The following is an 18,426-nucleotide window of genomic DNA, read 5'->3' on the forward strand; positions in this document are numbered from 1 at the left end:
GGCGGTGCGGGCGGCGGCGCTGTAGGCGCGTTGGCAGGCTTGGATCGCGAACGGCTTCTCCGCCGCGACCTTGACCTTCTCACCGGTGCAGTGCCCGCTCCACGGCGGATCCGGATCCTCCTGGGCATGCGCGGGGGCCGCAGCCGTGGCACACGCGATGACGACAGCCAGCAACGATCCCACTGCGGGCGAAATGGTTTTCACAGCAACCTCCATGACGGCGAAGCGAACACAGGGCATAAGGACGAACACACCGGCCGGACCCCGCACCACATCACCGACCCAACGACATATTCGACGCCACACCCGCCGCAGATCGGACACTGATCGGTCACGACGCTGAACCCCATCCAGCCGACAGCACGGCCCCCGTGACGTGATCCGCATCGCCGCGATGCTGCCCTACCGCCTACCCCTACGAGTCCCTCAGGATTCGTGATCCGTCTTCGGCCAACAGAGGAGGACGTGGCGGAGCCTGAACCCCCAGCTCCTCGATGGCAAGGAGGAGTCCTCTCGTGCCCCCAGTCGGACTCGAACCGACACTCGATGGATTTTAAGTCCACTGCCTCTGCCAATTGGGCTATGGGGGCGTCCGGGACAGCGTACCGAGTCGTACGGGTGTACCGGAATTCCGAGTGTTCTAGCTGTGCAACGTGTCGGCGTCCTCCTGGAAAAAGTCGGGCATTTGACCAAAGAGTGGAGCGAAGGCGGGGGTGTAGGTGGCGGCTGTCATCGTCTGGGCGGGAGGGGGATTCGGGTCAGGTCGGTGGCGATGTGCAGGGTGCCGGGGAAGTATTCGCGGGCCTCGGTGAGGTGGTCGGTGAGGTCGCGGTAGCGCTGGGAGAAGTGGGTGAGGACCAGCGTGTCGGTGCCGGCTTCGGCGGCGACGCGGGCGGCTTGGCCTGCGGTGAGGTGGCCGTATTCGGCGGCGAGGGAGGCGTCGGCGTCGAGGAAGGTGGCCTCGATGACGAGCATGTCGGTGCCTGCGGCGAGTTCGTGCACGCCGTCGCAGAGGCGGGTGTCCATGACGAAGGCGAAGCTCTGGCCGGGGCGGTGTTCGCTGACTTCGTCGAGAGTGATGGTGCGACCGGCTATTTCGAGGTGGCCCCGCTGCTGTAGTCGGCCGACGACGGGACCGCTGAGCCCGAAGTGCCGCAGGCGGTCGGGCAGGATGCGGCGCCCGGCCGGCTCGGTGAGCCGGTAGCCGAAGGTGTCGACCGGGTGGGACAGCCGGACCGCCGACACCGCGAACGGCGCGCCGGGGAAGTCCACCGGACCTGTCGATTCGACCGGGCGGGGCCGCAATTCGGCGCGCTGGTAGTAGGCGGTGGCGTTGACGAGCCGGTCGTAGTAGTCGGCGCCGGAGGCGGGGAAGCACACATCGACGGGGTGCGGCACCTGGTCGAGACTGATCCGCTGCGCCACCCCGGCCAGCCCGAGGCTGTGATCGCCGTGGAAATGGGTGATCGCAATCCGGGTGAGGTCGGTGGCCGACACCCCGGCATGGGTCATCTGCCGCTGGGTCCCCTCCCCCGGATCGAACAGCACCCCTTCGTCGTCCCAGAGCAGCAGATATCCATTGTGGTTGCGCTGCTTGGTCGGCACCTGACTGGCGGTCCCGAGGACGACTAGCTCGCGCTGCGACACCCTGGCCACGCTACCGCCCACCTCGGGCCGCAAGCGGATCCCCAGTTGGACGAGTGGCACACCAGGGAGCTCGCGATTCTCCACACACGGGTGCCACTCGTCCGCCCACTACTCGACGGGGGTGTTGCGCAGCACCGAGTGCCTGCGGCTGTAGGCGAAGTAGATGACGAAGCCGAGAGCCATCCAGACCAAAAAGCGCAGCCAGGTCTCCACCGACAGGTTCAGCATCAGCCACAGGCAGGCGAGGACGCCGAGGATCGGGACGACCGGCACCCACGGCACGCGGAAGCCGCGCGGCAGGTCGGGGCGGGTGCGGCGCAGCACGAGCACACCGATCGAGACCAGCACGAAGGCGAACAGCGTGCCGATGTTGACCATCTCCTCCAGCGTGCCGAAGTCGACGAACCCGGCGAGCAGCGCGCAGACCACGCCGACGATCGCGGTGATCCGCACCGGCGTGCCGTGCTTGCCGGTGTGCGCCAGCTTGCGCGGCATCAGCCCGTCGCGCGCCATGGCGAACAGCACCCGGGTCTGCCCGAGGAACATCACCATGACCACGGTGGTGAGTCCGGCGAGCGCGCCGATGGAGATGATGTTCTTCACCCAGGTGTCGCCGTGGATCGCGAAAGCCGTTGCCAGCGTGGCGTTCTCACCGGCCAGATCGGTGTAGGGCACCATGCCGGTGAGCACCAGCGACACCGCGACATACAGGATGGTGACGATGAGCAGCGAGCCGAGGATGCCGCGCGGCACCGCCTTCTGCGGGTTCTTGGTCTCCTCCGCGGTGGTGGCGACGACGTCGAAGCCGATGAACGCGAAGAACACCAGGCTGGCCGCGGCGAGCAGGCCGTACCAGCCGAAGCTGCTGTGCCCGGCGCCGGTCAGGAAGGAGAACAGCGACTGGCGCAGGCCGTCGCCCTCGGCGCCCGGCTGGGACGGCGGAATGTAGGGCTTCAGGTTCTCCGACTTGAAGTAGGTGATGCCGACGATCAGCACGAGCGCGATCACGGCCAGCTTGATGGCGACCGCCACCGCCGACACCCGCGAGGACACCTTGGTCCCGGTCGCCAGCAGCACGCCGAGGACGGCGATCAGCACGACCGCGCCCCAGTCGAAGGACACCGAGCCGATGTGCACGATCGGCGTCGTTCCGATCACCTCGCCGAGGTACTGCGACCAGCCCTTGGCCACCACCGAGGTGGCGAGCGCGAATTCCAGGATCAGGTCCCAGCCGATGATCCACGCGACCAGTTCACCGAAGGTGGCGTAGGAGAACGTGTACGCGCTGCCTGCCACCGGGACCGTCGAGGCGAACTCGGCGTAGCAGAGCGCGGTCAGCCCGCAGGCGATCGCGGCGAAGACGAATGCCAGCGAGACCGACGGTCCGGCGACATTGCCCGCGGTGCGTGCGGTGAGCGTGAAGATGCCCGCGCCGATCACCACCGCGACGCCGAAGACGGTGAGGTCCCAAGCGGTCAGGTCCTTGCGGAGTTTCGAATCCGGTTCGTCGGTGTCCTTGATCGATTGCTCGACCGATTTGGTGCGGAACAACCCGCCCCATGGACTTCCCTGTCCGGTTGCGTCGTCGACCTTCTCGATCGCCACACCTTCTCCTCTACCTCTGGTCATGCTGTCTAACCCGTCTATGCCCGGCTGGCGGGCTTAATGCACACCCGCCATGTGCCTGCTGATCCGCGGCGCGATGGCGGCCACGATCAGTCCGGCGCAGACCGCGACGGCGCCGGTGATTCCGAAGTAGGCGATTTCGTGGTCTTGGTCATAGAACCGAGCCAAAGTACCCGACATCGACGTGCCGATGCCAACCGAGAAAAAGTACAGCGCCATCATCTGTGCCCGGAAAGCTTCCGGTGCTAGCTGGGTGGTCACCGCAAGACCGATCGGTGAGAGCAGCAGCTCCGACACCGCGAATCCGGCCAGGACGGCGACGATGAGCAGGATGGGCACGTGCTGTCCGGTGATGAACGACAGCGGCACGAACAACATGAACGCCAGCCCCATGCCGATCACGCCGAGCGCGAATTTGCGTGGCGTGCTCGGGGCGCGCGAGCCGAGCTTGGTCCACATGATGGCGAACAGCGGCGACAGCGTGATGATCCAGACCGGCTCGACCGAGCTGATCCAGTTCGACGGTGCGGTCCAGCCGAAGATGCGCCAGTCGATCCGTTCGTCGGAGTAGACCGTGAGCACCGTGAAGATCTGCTGGAACAGCGACCAGAACACGGCGTTGGCGATGAACAGCGGGATGAACGCGCGCACCCGGCTGCGCTCGAGCGGGGTCACCTTGGCGCTGGTGAGCATCACGATGAAGTAGATGATCGCGGCGACGGCGATGACGCCGGTGGTCACGTCGGGCAGATTGTCCAGGGTCACCAGGCCGGTCTTGAAGACGATGGCCACCAGCAACGCGGCGGCGGCGAGCAGGCCGATCATCGGGCCGATCGCGCTGCGCGGCAACGGGTTCGGCACCTCCTGGCCGTGCGTGCCGAGATTGCGCCGGAATACGACGTACTGGATGAGCCCGAGCGCCATGCCGATCGCGGCGGCACCGAACGCGTAGTGGAAGCCGAGGTGGTCGCGCAGCAGGCCGGTGAGCAACGGGCCGCTGAACGCGCCGAGGTTGATGCCGAGATAGAACAGCGTGAACCCGCCGTCCGCGCGGGCGTCGCCCTTCGGATAGAGCGTGCCGAGCAACGAGGACGCGTTCGCCTTGAGCGCGCCGCTGCCGAGCGCGACGAGTACCAGGCCGACACCGACACCGGTCAGGCCGGGCAGCACGGCCAGCGCGATATGGCCGGCCATCACCACCACGCCGCCGTAGAACACCGTGCGTTCCATGCCGAGCAGCCGGTCGGCGATCCAGCCGCCGAGCACGGTGGACAGATAGACCAGGCCGCCGTAGGCGCCGACGATGCCGACCCCGGTGCTCTGGGCGAGTCCGAGCCCGCCCTGGGTGGTCGAGTAGTACAGGTAGTACCCGAGGATGCTGACCATTCCGTAGTACGAGAACCGTTCCCACAGTTCGACTCCGAAAAGGTTGGTCAACCCGATCGGGTGACCGAAGACGGTACGTCCGGCAATCGGTAAATCAGCCGTTTTCACTTCCGACATCCTCAGACCTTCCCATGTTTGCGACGATTCTTCGGCATCAACACCGAAATCTCGAAGATCCTCGCAGCGTCGCGCCCGGTTGCGGATCGTGCCAGACTGCGTAATCGAGCGTTTCCTCAGGCCCGCCCTGGGCATCCGGGAACAACACGCCGCAGCCGAGTCCACGCCACGGCGACCCCGTCGGACGACGAAAGTGACGCACGGATGGAACCGATAGAGATCACGGTGCCCGCCTCGGTGGCGGATACGTTCGCAGTGCTGGCCGACGGCTGGCTGTACCCGCTCTGGGTGGTCGGCGCCTCGCATATCCGCGATGTCGATGCCGGCTGGCCCGCGGTGGGCACCCGGATCCATCACAGCGTCGGCCCCTGGCCGCTGAACCTGTCCGACACCACCAAGGTCCGTGAGGTGGATCCGCCGCGGATGATCGAGCTGGAGGCGCGGCTGTGGCCGGTCGGTTCGGCGTGGATCCGGTTGGAGCTGAGCGAGGTGACCCCCGAAAGCACCCGGATCAGCATGTTCGAACGCGCGATCAGCGGACCGGCCGCGCTGGTACCCGACGTGGTCCAGGCGCAGCTACTGGTACCGCGGAACAAGGAATCGCTGTCGAGGCTGGCGGATCTGGTGGCCGGTCGGGCGCGAGAAAGCAAGTCCCCGTAGACAACCGGGGCTCAGCGCACTACGCGATCGACAGCGCGATCCCGTCGAGGATGTCGTGTTCGGAGACGACGAGCTCGGAAATGCCCGCGCGGCGCGCCAATTCGTCGGCGAGCACCTCGGCGATGACGGCGCCGCCGCCGATCACGTCTACGCGACCCGGGTGCATGGGGCCCAGGGCCGCGCGCTCGTCGTGCGTCATGGCGACCAGGCGATCACACACGGCGCGCAGCTGAGCCAGCGTGAGGCGGGTGAGATGCACCTTCGCCGAGTCGTATTCGGGCAGATCGAGGGCGACCGCGGCCAGCGTGGTCATGGTGCCCGCGACGCCGACCCAGGTGCGCGCGCCGGTGACGGGCACCTTCGCGAAGGCTTCGGCCAGTCGCTCGGCGGCGAATTCTCGTGCGGCGCTGATCTGTTCGGTCGTGGGCGGGTTGCCGGGCAGGCAGCGTTCGGTGATCCGGACACAGCCGATATCGGCGGAGTAAGCGGCCTGCACGCCGTCGCTGTCGCCGAAGACCAGCTCGGTCGAGCCGCCACCGAGGTCGACCACGACGAAAGGCCCTGCCTCGCTGGACAGTTCGCCGATCGCACCGGCGAACGACAGGCGCGCCTCCTCGTCACCGGTGATCACCTCGGCCTCGGCGCCGGATACCACGGTGCCGAGTTCGGCACGGGCCATGGCGAAGAAGTCCTCCCGGTTGGCCGCGTCACGGGTGGCGGAGGTGGCGGTCATCCGAACCCGGCCGACGCCGGTCTCCCGCATCAGTGCCACATAGTCGGCCAGCGCGACCCGGGTGCGCTCGATCGCCTCCGGCGCAAGCGAACCGGTCGCGTCCACGCCCTGGCCGAGGCGCACGATCCGCATCTCGCGGTGCACGTCGGCGAGCCTGCCGTCGGCGAGTACGTCGGCGATCAATAGTCGGATGGAGTTGGTCCCGCAATCGACGGCGGCTACCCGATCACTCATGCCCTGTGCTCCGCTTCGTCGATGCCGGTCCGCTCGTACTTCGGCCAGTCGGCCGGAATCGCGGTGCCGCGCAACCCATTGTCGGCGGCGAGCGCCACCGCCTCGTCACCGAACGGATTCACGCCGGGCCCCTTGGCCAGCGCATGCGCGATCAGCACATGCAGGCACTTCACCCGCTCCGGCATCCCGCCGCCGGTGAAATCGGTACCGAGCGACTCGATCTCGTTCCGCTCGGCCAGATAGCTCTCGTGCGCGGCGCGGTAGGCGGCGGCCAATTCCTGGTCGCTGCCGAGCCGTTCGGTCATCTCGCGCATGACACCCGCGGATTCCTGCCTGCTCGCCTCGGCGGTGAGCCGCGGGTCGGTCAGGTAGTACAGGGTGGGGAACGGCGTGCCGTCGGGCAGGCGGGGCGCGGTTTTCACGACGGCCGGGATCCCGTCCGGGGTGCGATAAGCGACGGCGAGCACGCCGCGTGGTTCGCGGCCGAGCTGCTTGGCGATGATCGCGAGATCCTGGTCGTTCGGCGCTGTCACCTGGGTCCTTCCGGTCCTGGCGGCGGCCCGGCAGGCGGCAGGCCGGGCGCCGGCGTCTGCTCGGCCGCGGGGGCGGGTTGTGGTTCGGAGATGCTGCGCCACAGTTCGGTGTACCAGGGGTCTGGTTCCCGGGACTTGGTCGCGGCGGTCGGTGCGGCGGGTGCCTCGATGCCGGGCACCTGCACGATGTAGGGGGTCTCGCCGGGCAGCACCAGCCGCAGCCGGTCGCGCGCCTCGGAGCGGATGTAGGCGGGATCCTGTTGCTGCGCACGGCGATCCCGCAGCCGTGCGAGGTCGGCCTCCAGGTCCTTACGCTGCTGCGCGAGCTGCGAAGCCTCGGCCCGCTGGGTGAAGTACGTGCGCATCGGCACGGCCAAAGTGAGCGCGAGCGCACACACCACGATCGCCAGCACTACCGCCCTGCCGGTGGACAGACCCAGAATCGTGCGGTCGTGCTTGTCCGCGCCGTGGCCGCTCGTGCGCAACCCGACCTTCTGCGGACCGGCCTTCTTGTCCTCCGACCGCCTGCGCGCGGTGCGTTTTACCGCGGCAGGCCGGGCGGCCGTCTCCGTGTCGGATCCGGCCTTGGGCCGTGAAGTGGCGGAACGCGACGTGCGGCGGTCCCCACGCCCGGCTGGACTGGTACCTCGCGCACGTCGCTCCGTCATTACGTCCCCTGTTTGACTAACCCTCGAATACGAAGCGCGGGAACGCGACGTCCCCGGCGTACCGTGCGGAATCACCGAGGGCGTCCTCGATGCGCAGCAGCTGGTTGTACTTGGCGACGCGCTCGCTGCGCGCGGGCGCACCGGTCTTGATCTGACCGCTACCCACCGCGACCGCGAGGTCGGCGATGGTGGTGTCCTCGGTCTCGCCGGAGCGGTGGCTCATCATCGTCTTGTAGCCGTTGCGGTGCGCGAGCTCCACGGCGTCCAAAGTCTCGGTGAGCGTGCCGATCTGGTTGACCTTCACCAGCAGCGCGTTCGCGGCGCCCTTGGCGATGCCCTCTTCCAGCCGCTCCGGGTTGGTGACGAACAGGTCGTCGCCGACGATCTGGATCTTCTCGCCGATCTCGTCGGTGAGCGAGACCCAGCCGTCCCAGTCGTCCTCCGACAGCGGGTCCTCGATGGAGACCAGCGGATAGGAAGCGAGCAGTTCGGCGTAGAACTGGGTCATTTCGGCGGCGGTGCGCACACTGCCCTCGAACTTGTAACCGCTGCCCGTGGTGTAGAACTCGGTGGCAGCGACGTCGAGCGCCAGCGCGACATCGCTGCCGAGCTTCAGGCCGGTCTTGCCGATGGCGACGCTGATCAGGTCGAGCGCCTCGCGGGTGCCCGCCACATCGGGGGCGAAGCCGCCCTCGTCACCGAGGCCGGTGGCCAGGCCCTTGGACTTCAGTTCCGCCTTGAGCGCGTGGTACACCTCGGCACCCCAGCGCAGCGCCTCCTTGAAGGTGGGCGCGCCGATCGGGGCGACCATGAATTCCTGGACGTCCACGCTGGTGTCGGCGTGCGCGCCACCGTTGAGGATGTTCATCATCGGCACCGGAAGCACGTGCGCGTTCGGGCCACCGAGGTAGCGGAACAGCTCCAGGCCGGAGGACTCGGCGGCGGCACGCGCCACCGCGAGCGAGACGCCGAGCAGAGCGTTCGCGCCGAGGCGCGACTTGTCCGGGGTGCCGTCCAGATCCAGCAGCACCTGGTCGACGGTGCGCTGCTCGACCGCGTCCAGGCCGATGACGGCAGGCGCGATCTCGTCGAGCACACCCTCGACGGCCTTCTGTACGCCCTTGCCGCCGTAGCGTTCGCCGCCGTCACGCAGCTCGACGGCCTCGTGCTCGCCGGTCGAGGCGCCGGAGGGCACGGCGGCCCGGGTCAGGGTGCCGTCGTCGAGGGCGATCTCGACCTCGACAGTGGGGTTTCCGCGAGAATCCAGGATCTCGCGAGCTCCGACCTGTTCGATGATGGCCACGAAAACGACACTCCTTCGGCTGCAGGCACGGTGGGTCTTACGGGAATTGCCGTGCGCTGCGAGCCTAGCCTCCGCCGAGCCGAGCGGGTAACCGGCACTCCGGTGCAGCAGGTCAGACCCGGCGACCGACGCTGTAGGCGGCGGCCCGGTCGCGCACCGTCAGCAGGTAGCTGTTGGACTGGTTGTAGGTGAGCAGCGCTTTCTGCCAGCCGTGCTCGGAGGTCAGGTCGCCGCCGCTGGCGCACAGGTAGCGGGCCGTGCTGAGAGCCGCGTCGTCGATGTTCTGCGGATCGGCGACGCCGTCGCCGTTCGCGTCGACGCCCCAGCGCTTCCACGTTTCCGGGATGAACTGCAACGGGCCGACCGCGCGATCGAAGACCGGGTCACCGTCCAGCGCACCACCATCGGTGTCCTTGATCAGGGCGACACCCGGCGCACCGTCGAGCGGGATGCCGATGATCGGCGGGCGCACCACGCCGTCCGCGTCGATGCGCGAACCGCGATGGGTGCCGTGTTTGCTCTCCACGCTCGCGATTCCGGCGATGGTCGTCCAGGCGATGCCGCAGTCCGGCCTGGACCTGGCCAGGATCGCCGCCGCGTAGCCGTAGGCCTCCAACGCCACCGACGGCATGGCCATGCGATCCGCCTGTTCCTCGGCCCAGCCGCGCAACTGGAGCGCGGTGCGACCGGGACCGTCCAAGTCGATCAGCGGCAGCGGGGTACCGGGGCCGGGCGGAATGCCCTCGGGGATCGGCGGGAGATCACGGTCGATCCCACAACCGGCAAGCACGAGGGTCACCAGGACGGCGGCCACAGCGCCGGTCTTCTTCAGGAGCACTCCACCTATCATCCAGATCCGGCGGAGTGCTCAGCGAAATCTCAGCCGAGCAGCTCGCGCGTCGCCGAATGCGCGGGTGCCGCGAGGATGGCGTGCGTCTCCCCGGATTCGACGATTCGGCCGTGGTCGAGCACCACCAGACGCGGGCAGTGTGCGGCGACCAGACCCATGTCGTGGCTGATCACCAGCAGGCTCATGGCACGGTCGCGGCGGATCCGGTCCAGTAGCCGCATGATCGAGGTGGCCGTCGCCTGATCCAGCGCGGAGGTGATCTCGTCGCAGATGAGCACCGCGGGTTCGGCGGCGAGCGCACGGGCCAGCGCGACTCGCTGCCGTTGCCCGCCGGACAGCTCGTGTGGATAGCGCCGGGCCAGCTCGGGGGCCAGCTCGACCGAGGCGAGCAGGTCGCTGACCCGTTGCGCCAGTTGACGTCTCGGCACACCGCCGATCCGGCGCAGCGGCCGGCCGACGGTCTGCGCCACGGTGCGGCGCGGGTTGAGCGCGGCGCGCGGGTTCTGGGTGACCAGTTGAATGCCGTTGCGGCCGCTGGCGATTCGCCCACGTCCGACGACCGGTATCGCCGTTCCGGCCAGCTCGAGTGAGCCGGTGGCCGAGCGATGCAGGCCCGCGATCACCCGGGCGAGAGTGGTTTTACCGGCACCGGATACACCGACCACGGCGAGTGCCGAGGCGGGGGCGAGCTCGAGGTCTACCTCGGCCAGCACTGCGCGCGCGCCGATCTTCGCGCCGATGTTGCCGGCCCGCAACAGAAGCGGGCCCTGGGCTGCCGAGTCCCGGCTGGGGGCGTGCCCGGTTTCGACCTTGCCATCCACCGCGAGCCCGGCACCGAGTTCGATGACGCTGTCGGCGATCGCGTGCACGGCGGTGGTGTCGTGGCCGGACAGCAGGATGGCGGTCGAACGCTCGGCGGCGATCTCGGCCAGGAGGCGGGCGATGTCGGTGCGCAACGCGCCGTGCAGACCCGCGAGCGGTTCATCGAGGATCAGTACGTCGGTCCAGCGAATCAACGCGCGGGCCAGGGCGACTCGGCGCTGCTGACCGCCGGAGAGCTCGCCGGATCGGCGGCGGAGGTGTTCTGCCGAGAGGCCGACCAGTTCGAGGGTCTCGAGCACGGTGTCACGGGAAGCGTCCCGGGCGACCTCGTGCAGCAGAGCGTGCACGCGCATCAGGGGATTCAGCGCCGAACCAGGGTCTTGCCCTACGTAGGCCACCTGGGTGCGCCGGAACCGCTGCCGAGCAACGGGGTCCAGCGCGAACACATCGTGACCCGCGACCTCGACCGTGCCGGTGCGCCGGACCGCACCGTGCGGTAACTGACCCAGCAGCGCCCGCATCAGTGTTGTCTTGCCAGACCCGGACGGCCCGGTGAGGGCGGTGATCTGCCCTGCCGCGATCCGGAAGCTGGTGGGCTCGACCAACTCCTGCCCTGTCGCGCCGTATATCGACAGCTCGTCGACCACTACCGGCACCGATATCAGGTTGCCACCGAGAGCGGCCGGGCCACTCCGGCGCAGGACGGCGGCCGCGCGCACCGGGTCATCGTCGATCGGTAGGTCCAGAACGGGTTCGCGCACTACCGCTCCCCTCGTCCGAAGGCCGTGACCGCGAGGTTCACGCTCACCGCGACAACCGCGATCGCCAGGCTGGGAGCCAGCACCGCCCAAGGGTTGAGCAGCATGCCGGATGAGTTCTCGCGCACCATGACCGCCCAGTTACTCGCGCCGAGGGTGGTCGGCAGTTGCAGGAACGACGCCGTGCTGACCACGTAGACGGCGGTCACGAAGCGCAGCCCGAGCTGAACGGTGATCACTTCCCGCAGGTTCGGTATCACTTCACGGAAGACCAAGTGCGACAGTGTTTCACCGCTCGCTCGGGCGGCTTCGACATATCCGGAGGCAGCGACCCCTGCCGCAGCTGCCGCGAAAACCCGTGCGCAGTAAGGAGTGCCGAACAGCAGAGCGACGACAACCAAGCCGAAGGGACCCGCGTCCGGCCATGCGGTCAGCACCAGCAGAATGCCGAGGACGGCGGGCAGCAGCATGGCGAAGTCGACGGCCCGTTCGATCACTGCGCCCACTCCGGGGCGCAGCGCGGTGACCGCACCCAGCACGCACGCCAGCGCCGTAACCGCCACGGCGATCACCGCGGCAAGCAACAGCAGACCCCAACCGCCGTAGAGCAATTGGCTCAGCACGTCGCGACCCAGCCGGTCGGTGCCCAACCAGGCGCCGGCACCGGCACTGCCGAACGGGATACCGACGGGGGTTTCGGCCGGGTGCGGGGCAAGCGCGGGTCCGCACACAGCGAGCAGCGTCACCACCACGGCGGGCAGCACCGTCAGCAACCGAAGGCGGCGCACTCGACCGCGGTCCGGCCGCGCCGTTGCCGCAGCCGGGTCACGAGGGCGCAGTAGGCGTTTCATCGGACACCCCGCAACGACCAGGTACGAATCCCGTCGGCGACGGCGAGCACGCACATGATCACCGCGCCGGACAGTGCGACCACCGAGGCGACCACCGCCACATCCCGATCCGCCACCGACCCGGCGAGCACGGCGCCCAGACCCGGGTAGTTGAAGATGGTCTCCACCACCAGCGAGCCGCCGAGCACCATCCCGACCGTGGTCGCGAAACTCGCCACGATCGTCGGCAGCGCGAAGGGCAGCACGTGCCGCAGCAGCACACTGCGGGCGGCAATCCCGTCCAGCACAGCGCTTTCCACGTGCGGCGCCTGCGCCGCGTCCACCAGCGCGGCGCGCACCACCCGGGTATTCCAGCCGATCTGCGGGATCGCCAGCGCCAGCACCGGCAGCACCAGCATGTCGGGGCTCGCCGGAAAACCGGAGCGATCGGTAATAGTGACGGCGGGCAGCCAGCCCGCGCCGAGCGCGAACACCAGAATCAACAGCGTCGCCACCACGAACTCCGGTATCGCCGCCGCGATGGTCGTCGCGGGCTGCAACGGCCGCACCGGGCGCTGCGCCCACCAGAGGCCGAGCAGCAGCGAAACGACCACCGTCACCGCCAACGCGAGCCCACCGAGCAGCAGGGTCGGCGGGAACTTGTCGGCGAGCAGCTCGTTGATCGGCCGCCCGCGCGTGGTGCGGCCGAAGTCGCCGGTCGCCACGCCGGAGATCCAGTCCCAGAAGCGTTGCGGCAGCGGGCGATCCAGCCCGAGTTCGCGCTCCTTGGCCGCGACCCGTTCCGGCGTCGCGTCCCGGCCGAGCACCGCCCGTGCGGTACTGCCCGGCAGCAGGTCGACGACCACGAAGACCGTTGCCAGCAGGGCGATCAGCAGGGTGATGCGCCGGATCAGCAGGCGCGCGAACGAGATCACCCGGCCAACCAGGCCCGTTCCAGCTGCACCCGCGCGAAGCCGCCGAGCGTGGGCAGGTCGCGCACCCGCGCGGACGCGATGTCGATGCCGTCGGCCATGCCCCACACCAGGTATCCGCCGCGCTCGTGCTGGATCCGCTGCACGTCGCGACAGGCCTGGGTGTACTCCGAGTCGCTCTGCGCCGCCATGGCTTTCGCGGTGGCCGCGTCGAACTCAGCGTCCTTGAAGTCGGTTTCGTTGCGGTTGGATCGGCTCGACATCAGCTTGTCCGCGTAGAACAGCACCGAATCGTTGGTGCCCCAGGAGACGGTGTACAGCGCGCCCTTCAACCAGGTCTGGTCGTAGAAGGCGTTGGAGTCCTGGGTCACCACGTCGAGGCGGACGCCGACGTCGGCGAGCTGGGTCGCGATGACCTTGGCCGACTCCACCTCACCGGGCGCCTCCGCCTTGGTGATCAGCGGATAGCTGCGGCCGGTGTCGAAATTGGCTTCGCGCAGCAGCGTTTTCGCTCGGTCGACGTCGCGGGTGCGCTGCGCGATGGACTTGTCGTAGATCGGGTCGCCGGTGCCCAGGATGTCGTTGGCGACCTTGCCGTAGCCCGAATGCACCTGACTCACCAGCGCGTTCCGGTCGACGCCGAGTCGCAGCGCGGTGCGCACCCTGGCATCGGCGAACGGCCCGTCCGAGGCGCGCATCGCGACGCCGAGCATGGTGTCGTCGGCGCGGCGCACCACTCGGAGGTCACCGCGCCCCTCGGCGGTTCGGCCTGCGATCGCGCCGACGTTGGAGGCGAGGTCGATCTGCCCGCCGAGCACCGCGTTACCCAGCGCGGTGACGCTCTCGAACATGGTGATCTCGATGGCATCGAGCAGCGGCGGCGTGCCGTGCCACTGCTCGTTGCGCACCAGCCTGGCATTGCCCGCCTGATACGACTCGAGCCGGAACGGCCCGGTGCCAACGGCTTTGGTGAAGTCGGTGGTGTCCTTTTTGACGGTGAACGTCATCAGCCGGACCAGCAGCGGCAGCTGGGTGTTCGGCTCGGGCACGGTGAGCACCACACGGTTCGGGCCGTCCGCGGTGATGTCTTCTGCGGCGACCGGCATTTTCGACGCGCCACCGACCGTGCGCAGCCTGCGCAGCGACCACACCACGTCGTCGGCGGTGACCGGGCTGCCGTCGTGGAAGGTCGCGCCGTCGGCGAGGGTGAAGGTCCAGCGGCGGCGCTGCGCGTCCGGCTCCCACCGGGTCGCCAAGCGCGGCGCGACATTCGGATCGGCGCCGGGCACGGTGAGCGCGTCGTACACCAGCGAGGTGATCAGGAAGTCGCTGTCGTTGCTCAGGTTGGCGTGCGGATCGCGTTCGATCCGTGCCGCGGTGCCCAGGGCTCCGACGCGCAGGGTGCCGCCGCGCTGGGCGGGCCCGGACGACTCCGTGCCCTTCGAGCACGCGGCGACAAATATCACCGCCCCGATGCCGAGCCCTGATTGGAGGAGCTGCCGCCGATTCAAACCCATTGCGCCGCCTTCTTCCTGGACAAACATCCGCGCACGGTCGGCGAGGTGCTGAGCCAGCGCCGATGCGATCAGGACAGGCTAGCCTAATCGGTTGCGCGTCACGCGACGGAGATTAAGTCAAACTTCACTAGTGTTATGCGTTTCTGCTATTTTTAGCAGACTCGCTTAGGTAAGCCTTGCTTAACCGCGAAAGACCGGATAGCTTCGCAGATCGACGTCACTCCTGCTTTTTCGAACGATGCGAAGAAGGGACCCCCTCGGTGAAAGGCGTTCTCTCCGAACGTAAGACGCTTCACCCGCAGGATATCGAACGTCGCGAGCTGCCCGCCGCCGCCGGGCGTGCGGTGCGTGAGCTCGCGCGAGAGATATCTACCACACTGGATTCGACGCTGCCCGACCCAGCCAGCACCGCCGTCACGCTGACCGATCCGATCGTGATCGCGCAGATCGAACGCAGATTCGCCGAATTACCCGCCGACGTGCGGCGCACCATGCGCCCGCCGGCCACCGCAGCAGGCGCGACCATCGTAAGCAAATTGCCACTGACCGATGCAGAATTCGGCCCGACCCCGCCGAGCTGGCGCGAGGCCGCGCAGTGGAGCGGCGACGCCGCACGGCGCGCGCACTCCTTCGAGCTCGACCTGGTCATGCTGCTGCTCGCCCGTTCGGCCGGCGAGCCGTTCGGCTGGCAGGGCCAGCAGGGCGGACGGCTGGTGAACAACATCCTGCCCTCCCCCGGCCACGAGGACGAACAGTCCGGCGCGAGCAGCAAGACCCTGCTCAGCCCGCACTCCGAGGACGCCTTCCACCCGCAGCGCGCCAACCTGCTGATGCTCGGCTGCCTGCGCAATCCGGACCTGGTCGGCACGACGGTGTCCTCGGTCCGGCGGGTCGAACTCAGCGCCGCCCAGCGCAGGCTGCTCAGCACGCCGACGCTGCCCATCCTGCCCGACGTCTCCTACGGCAGTGGGCACGAACAATATTCGGCCACGCCGCTGCCGACGCTGTGGACCTCGGCCGGGCCGGACGAGGCGACACTGCGCTACGACCCCGCCTACACCCCGCTCGACGACGCCGATGCCGAATACCGCGCGGCCTACGCCCGGCTCACCGCCGAACTGGAGCGCGTCTGCGTTACGGCCGCACTCACGCCGGGTGAAATCTTGCTGGTGGACAACGACGTCGCGGTGCATGGTCGGGTACCGTTCACCGCGCGCTACGACGGCACCGACCGCTGGCTCAAGCGGGTGAACATCCGCCTGCCTGATCGACCGCGGCGGGCCGAAGAGGCCGACGAGAATGGGTACGGGCAGCGAGTCGTCGCCCCGTTCCGAGCGGCAGGAACTACCGCTTTCGTGTCCGGTGGCCGCGAGTCGGCCCGAACGGACGAACACCGGAAGCCCCATCCGGTGGCGATAGAGCGGGAAGCAGCACATGATCGAGGATCCATTGAACATCCGTGACCGCAGCACCCCGTTACGGGTGCTGAGCCGCAGTGACCTGGCCGGCGTGCCGATCACGCCCGCCGATGTCGTGCGCGCCGTGGAGGACGCGTATCTGGCGTTCGCCGCAGGGGATTCGGACAACCCACGCAAACTCAGCGTCGCGAACCCGGACGGCTGGTCGGTGTCCTACGCGATGCTCGGCCGCGACGGCCGCCGCCGGGTGGTCGCGATGAAGACGTCCTACAAGTTCGATCCCGGCCACGATCGCAGCACCAAGCGCTACTACACGACCATCACGCTCTACGACGACAGCACCGGTGCGCCGATCGCGCTGATGGATTGCTCGCGGGTCGGCGCGCTGCGCACGCCTGCGGTGTCGGCGCTGCTGGTGCGCGAGACCATCCGCCGCGGCGCGGAGAGCGTGCTGCTGATCGGCACCGGTACCCAGGGCCGAAACGCGTTGCCGCACTTGCTCGCCGCGAACCCGCAGCTGCGCAAGTTGATGCTGTACGGCACCCACCCCGAAGGGCTGGACGCGGTGCACCGGCAGCTGGCCGAGTACTACCCGCACGCGCTGCTCGAGACGGTCGAAGACCCGCAGGCCGCCGCGACCACCGCCGACGTGGTGCTGGCCACCGCGGGCCCCGGCACCGAGGTTGCGCTCGAATCCAGTGATCTGGCACCGGGTTCGACGGTGGTGCTCGTCGGCTACGGGCTGGCCCCCTCGACCCTGATCGACGCCGATCGGGTCGTCGCGACCAGCGCCGAGCAGATGGCGTTGACCGGGACCGACATGGTCGGGCCGGATGGGCGGCTGCGCGCGGTGGACGCCGAATTGCCGCAGATCCTGAGCCGTCGCGCGGTCGCGCGGCGCTCGGACGACGAGCGCATCTTCGTCTACAACAGCGGGCTCGTGCTGACCGACATCGCGGTCGCGCACGCCCTCGCCGAGCGCGCCATCGCCGAGGGGCGCGGCACGGAGGTGCCCCTGTGGGATTAGACGCGGGCGGGATCGGGGTGACGCGCGGTGCGATCAGCGCCGCCCCGGTCCCGGCGCACCTGGACGAGTGGGAGCGCCGCGTGCTCGGCGACCCGAATCTGCTGGGCGACATCGGCTTCGCGGTCGGTGGCCCGTTCCACGTGCTGTACCCACCGCGGGTGGGCCGCAATATCCAGGGATTCCACGCCGCGTTCGAGCAGGCGGGGGTCGATGGCGTCGTCTACTACGGCAAGAAGGCGAACAAGTCCGCCGCCGTCGCCCGGGCCTGCGCGGAACACGGTGCGGGCGTGGATGTTTCCAGTGTCGGCGAGCTGACAGCCGCGCTGGCGCAGGGCGTGCGCGGCACCGAGTTGATGGTGACCGGCCCCGCGAAATCCGACGACCTGCTCTGGCTGGCCACCCGGCACGGTGCGCTGATCGCGGTCGATGATCTCGACGAGCTCGAACGACTTGCCGCATTGGGTGACTCGACCGCGCCGGTCCGGATCATGCTCCGGGTATTGCCTGCCGCGTCGGCCAGCCGGTTCGGGATGACCGAGGCCGAGCTCGACCGTGCGCTGGTCGCGTTCCACGGCCGCGAGTCGATTCGGCTGGAAGGCTTCAGCTTTCACCTGTCCGGCTACGACGCCGTCGCCAGAGCCGAACTGGCCGGTGCGTTGATCGCTCGCTGCCTGCACGCGCGGACGCTGGGTCAGCCCGCCACCACGCTGTCGATCGGTGGTGGCTTCGGCGTCGATTACGTGCCTCCCGCCGCCTGGGCGGAGTTCACCGAGCACGTCGACCGGCAGTGGTTCCACTCGGGCAAGTCGTTCGAGTCCTACTACCCTTACCACTTCCCCGCACCCGGCCCGGCCATGCTTGCCGCGATCCTCGCGCACGACGGGCTCGCACAGCGGCTGCGCGACAACGCCGTCCGGCTGGCGATCGAGCCGGGCCGCGCGCTGCTCGCGCATGCGGGTTTCACCGTCTTCCGGGTCCAGGGCAGCAAGATCCGGCACGTCGACGGCGCGCCGTACCATCTGCTCACCGTCGACGGCACCAGCTTGAGCCTGTCCGAGCAGTGGTTCGACAGCGAATACTTGCCCGACCCGCTGCTGTGGCCCACCCGGCCGGGCAGCACCACCCCGACCAGCGTCGGCGCGGCCACCTGCCTCGACTCCGACATGCTCAGCTGGCGGCGGATCCCGCTACCGCGCGCCGCCACGGTCGGTGACCTGCTGATCTACCCGAATACCGCTGGCTACCAAATGGACTCGAACGAGTCCGCCTTCCATGAGCTGCCGATACCGCCGAAGGTGCTGCTGCACGACGCACCCGGCGATCGGCTCCGCTGGACGCTCGACGGCTGACACCCACCACCTGAAC

At 68.7% G+C, this 18,426-nt stretch carries 17 protein-coding genes and 1 tRNA gene; 4 read left to right on the plus strand and 14 right to left on the minus strand.

The window, feature by feature from the left end; translation table 11 throughout:
• The 5 genes from NN4_RS38590 to NN4_RS38610 all read right to left on the minus strand — a co-directional run.
• Window positions 1-204: hypothetical protein (locus NN4_RS38590; protein ID WP_147141615.1), on the minus strand; the 204-nt coding region annotated here is incomplete at its 3' end.
• Window positions 205-516: 312 nt separating this feature from the next.
• Window positions 517-590: transfer RNA gene (locus NN4_RS38595), tRNA-Leu, on the minus strand.
• Window positions 591-729: 139 nt separating this feature from the next.
• Window positions 730-1,647 carry a ribonuclease Z gene (locus NN4_RS38600; protein ID WP_147141666.1) on the minus strand — a complete coding sequence of 306 codons (918 nt, stop codon included), beginning with the start codon at window positions 1,645-1,647 and terminating at the stop codon, window positions 730-732.
• 108 nt (window positions 1,648-1,755) lie between these two features.
• Window positions 1,756-3,252, minus strand: coding sequence for an amino acid permease (locus tag NN4_RS38605; RefSeq protein ID WP_246181320.1), 1,497 nt, complete (start codon window positions 3,250-3,252; stop codon window positions 1,756-1,758).
• A 57-nt stretch (window positions 3,253-3,309) separates the two neighbouring features.
• Complete coding sequence (locus tag NN4_RS38610; RefSeq protein ID WP_147141618.1) at window positions 3,310-4,776, minus strand: peptide MFS transporter; 1,467 nt, start codon at window positions 4,774-4,776, stop codon at window positions 3,310-3,312.
• A gap of 204 nt (window positions 4,777-4,980) precedes the next feature.
• Here NN4_RS38610 and NN4_RS38615 point away from each other — a divergent pair, with 204 nt between their 5' ends.
• Window positions 4,981-5,436, plus strand: a complete 456-nt coding sequence (locus NN4_RS38615; protein WP_147141621.1) for an SRPBCC family protein — start codon at window positions 4,981-4,983, stop codon at window positions 5,434-5,436.
• 19 nt (window positions 5,437-5,455) lie between these two features.
• Here NN4_RS38615 and NN4_RS38620 read toward each other — a convergent pair whose 3' ends face one another.
• From NN4_RS38620 to NN4_RS38660, 9 genes are all read right to left on the minus strand, one after another.
• Window positions 5,456-6,403 carry a Ppx/GppA phosphatase family protein gene (locus NN4_RS38620; RefSeq protein ID WP_147141623.1) on the minus strand — a complete coding sequence of 316 codons (948 nt, stop codon included), beginning with the start codon at window positions 6,401-6,403 and terminating at the stop codon, window positions 5,456-5,458.
• On the minus strand, window positions 6,400-6,936 hold the full coding sequence (locus NN4_RS38625) for a DUF501 domain-containing protein (RefSeq protein WP_147141627.1): 537 nt from the start codon (window positions 6,934-6,936) through the stop codon (window positions 6,400-6,402). Before NN4_RS38625 ends, NN4_RS38620 begins: the two co-directional genes overlap by 4 nt.
• Window positions 6,933-7,604, minus strand: coding sequence for an FtsB family cell division protein (locus tag NN4_RS38630; RefSeq protein ID WP_147141630.1), 672 nt, complete (start codon window positions 7,602-7,604; stop codon window positions 6,933-6,935). Before NN4_RS38630 ends, NN4_RS38625 begins: the two co-directional genes overlap by 4 nt.
• Before the next feature lie 16 nt (window positions 7,605-7,620).
• Complete coding sequence (gene eno / locus NN4_RS38635; protein WP_147141632.1) at window positions 7,621-8,907, minus strand: phosphopyruvate hydratase; 1,287 nt, start codon at window positions 8,905-8,907, stop codon at window positions 7,621-7,623.
• Between the two features lie 112 nt (window positions 8,908-9,019).
• Entirely contained in the window at window positions 9,020-9,757 is a 738-nt protein-coding gene (locus NN4_RS38640) for a lytic transglycosylase domain-containing protein (RefSeq protein WP_147141635.1), read from the minus strand.
• 29 nt (window positions 9,758-9,786) lie between these two features.
• Window positions 9,787-11,340 carry an ABC transporter ATP-binding protein gene (locus tag NN4_RS38645; RefSeq protein WP_246181321.1) on the minus strand — a complete coding sequence of 518 codons (1,554 nt, stop codon included), beginning with the start codon at window positions 11,338-11,340 and terminating at the stop codon, window positions 9,787-9,789.
• Window positions 11,340-12,188 carry an ABC transporter permease gene (locus NN4_RS38650; protein WP_147141640.1) on the minus strand — a complete coding sequence of 283 codons (849 nt, stop codon included), beginning with the start codon at window positions 12,186-12,188 and terminating at the stop codon, window positions 11,340-11,342. The genes NN4_RS38645 and NN4_RS38650 overlap by 1 nt, the downstream gene beginning before the upstream one ends.
• Window positions 12,185-13,102, minus strand: coding sequence for an ABC transporter permease (locus tag NN4_RS38655; RefSeq protein WP_246181322.1), 918 nt, complete (start codon window positions 13,100-13,102; stop codon window positions 12,185-12,187). The genes NN4_RS38650 and NN4_RS38655 overlap by 4 nt, the downstream gene beginning before the upstream one ends.
• Window positions 13,099-14,616, minus strand: coding sequence for an ABC transporter substrate-binding protein (locus tag NN4_RS38660; protein WP_147141673.1), 1,518 nt, complete (start codon window positions 14,614-14,616; stop codon window positions 13,099-13,101). The genes NN4_RS38655 and NN4_RS38660 overlap by 4 nt, the downstream gene beginning before the upstream one ends.
• A 260-nt stretch (window positions 14,617-14,876) precedes the next feature.
• Here NN4_RS38660 and NN4_RS38665 point away from each other — a divergent pair, with 260 nt between their 5' ends.
• Genes NN4_RS38665 through NN4_RS38675 form a run of 3 tightly spaced genes read left to right on the plus strand, consistent with a single transcriptional unit; the run spans window position 14,877 to window position 18,410 of the window.
• The gene (locus NN4_RS38665; RefSeq protein ID WP_147141643.1) at window positions 14,877-16,079 is read left to right on the plus strand and encodes a TauD/TfdA family dioxygenase; all 1,203 of its coding nucleotides are present in this window, start codon (window positions 14,877-14,879) and stop codon (window positions 16,077-16,079) included.
• Window positions 16,051-17,061 (plus strand): ornithine cyclodeaminase family protein, encoded by a 1,011-nt coding sequence (locus tag NN4_RS38670; protein WP_186818833.1) that lies wholly within the window; start codon window positions 16,051-16,053, stop codon window positions 17,059-17,061. Before NN4_RS38665 ends, NN4_RS38670 begins: the two co-directional genes overlap by 29 nt.
• Window positions 17,052-18,410, plus strand: a complete 1,359-nt coding sequence (locus NN4_RS38675) for an alanine racemase (protein ID WP_246181323.1) — start codon at window positions 17,052-17,054, stop codon at window positions 18,408-18,410. Before NN4_RS38670 ends, NN4_RS38675 begins: the two co-directional genes overlap by 10 nt.
• The last annotated feature ends 16 nt before the right edge of the window (window positions 18,411-18,426 follow it).

The sequence above is a fragment of the Nocardia ninae NBRC 108245 genome (genome assembly GCF_007990755.1).
Lineage (GTDB): Bacteria > Actinomycetota > Actinomycetes > Mycobacteriales > Mycobacteriaceae > Nocardia > Nocardia ninae.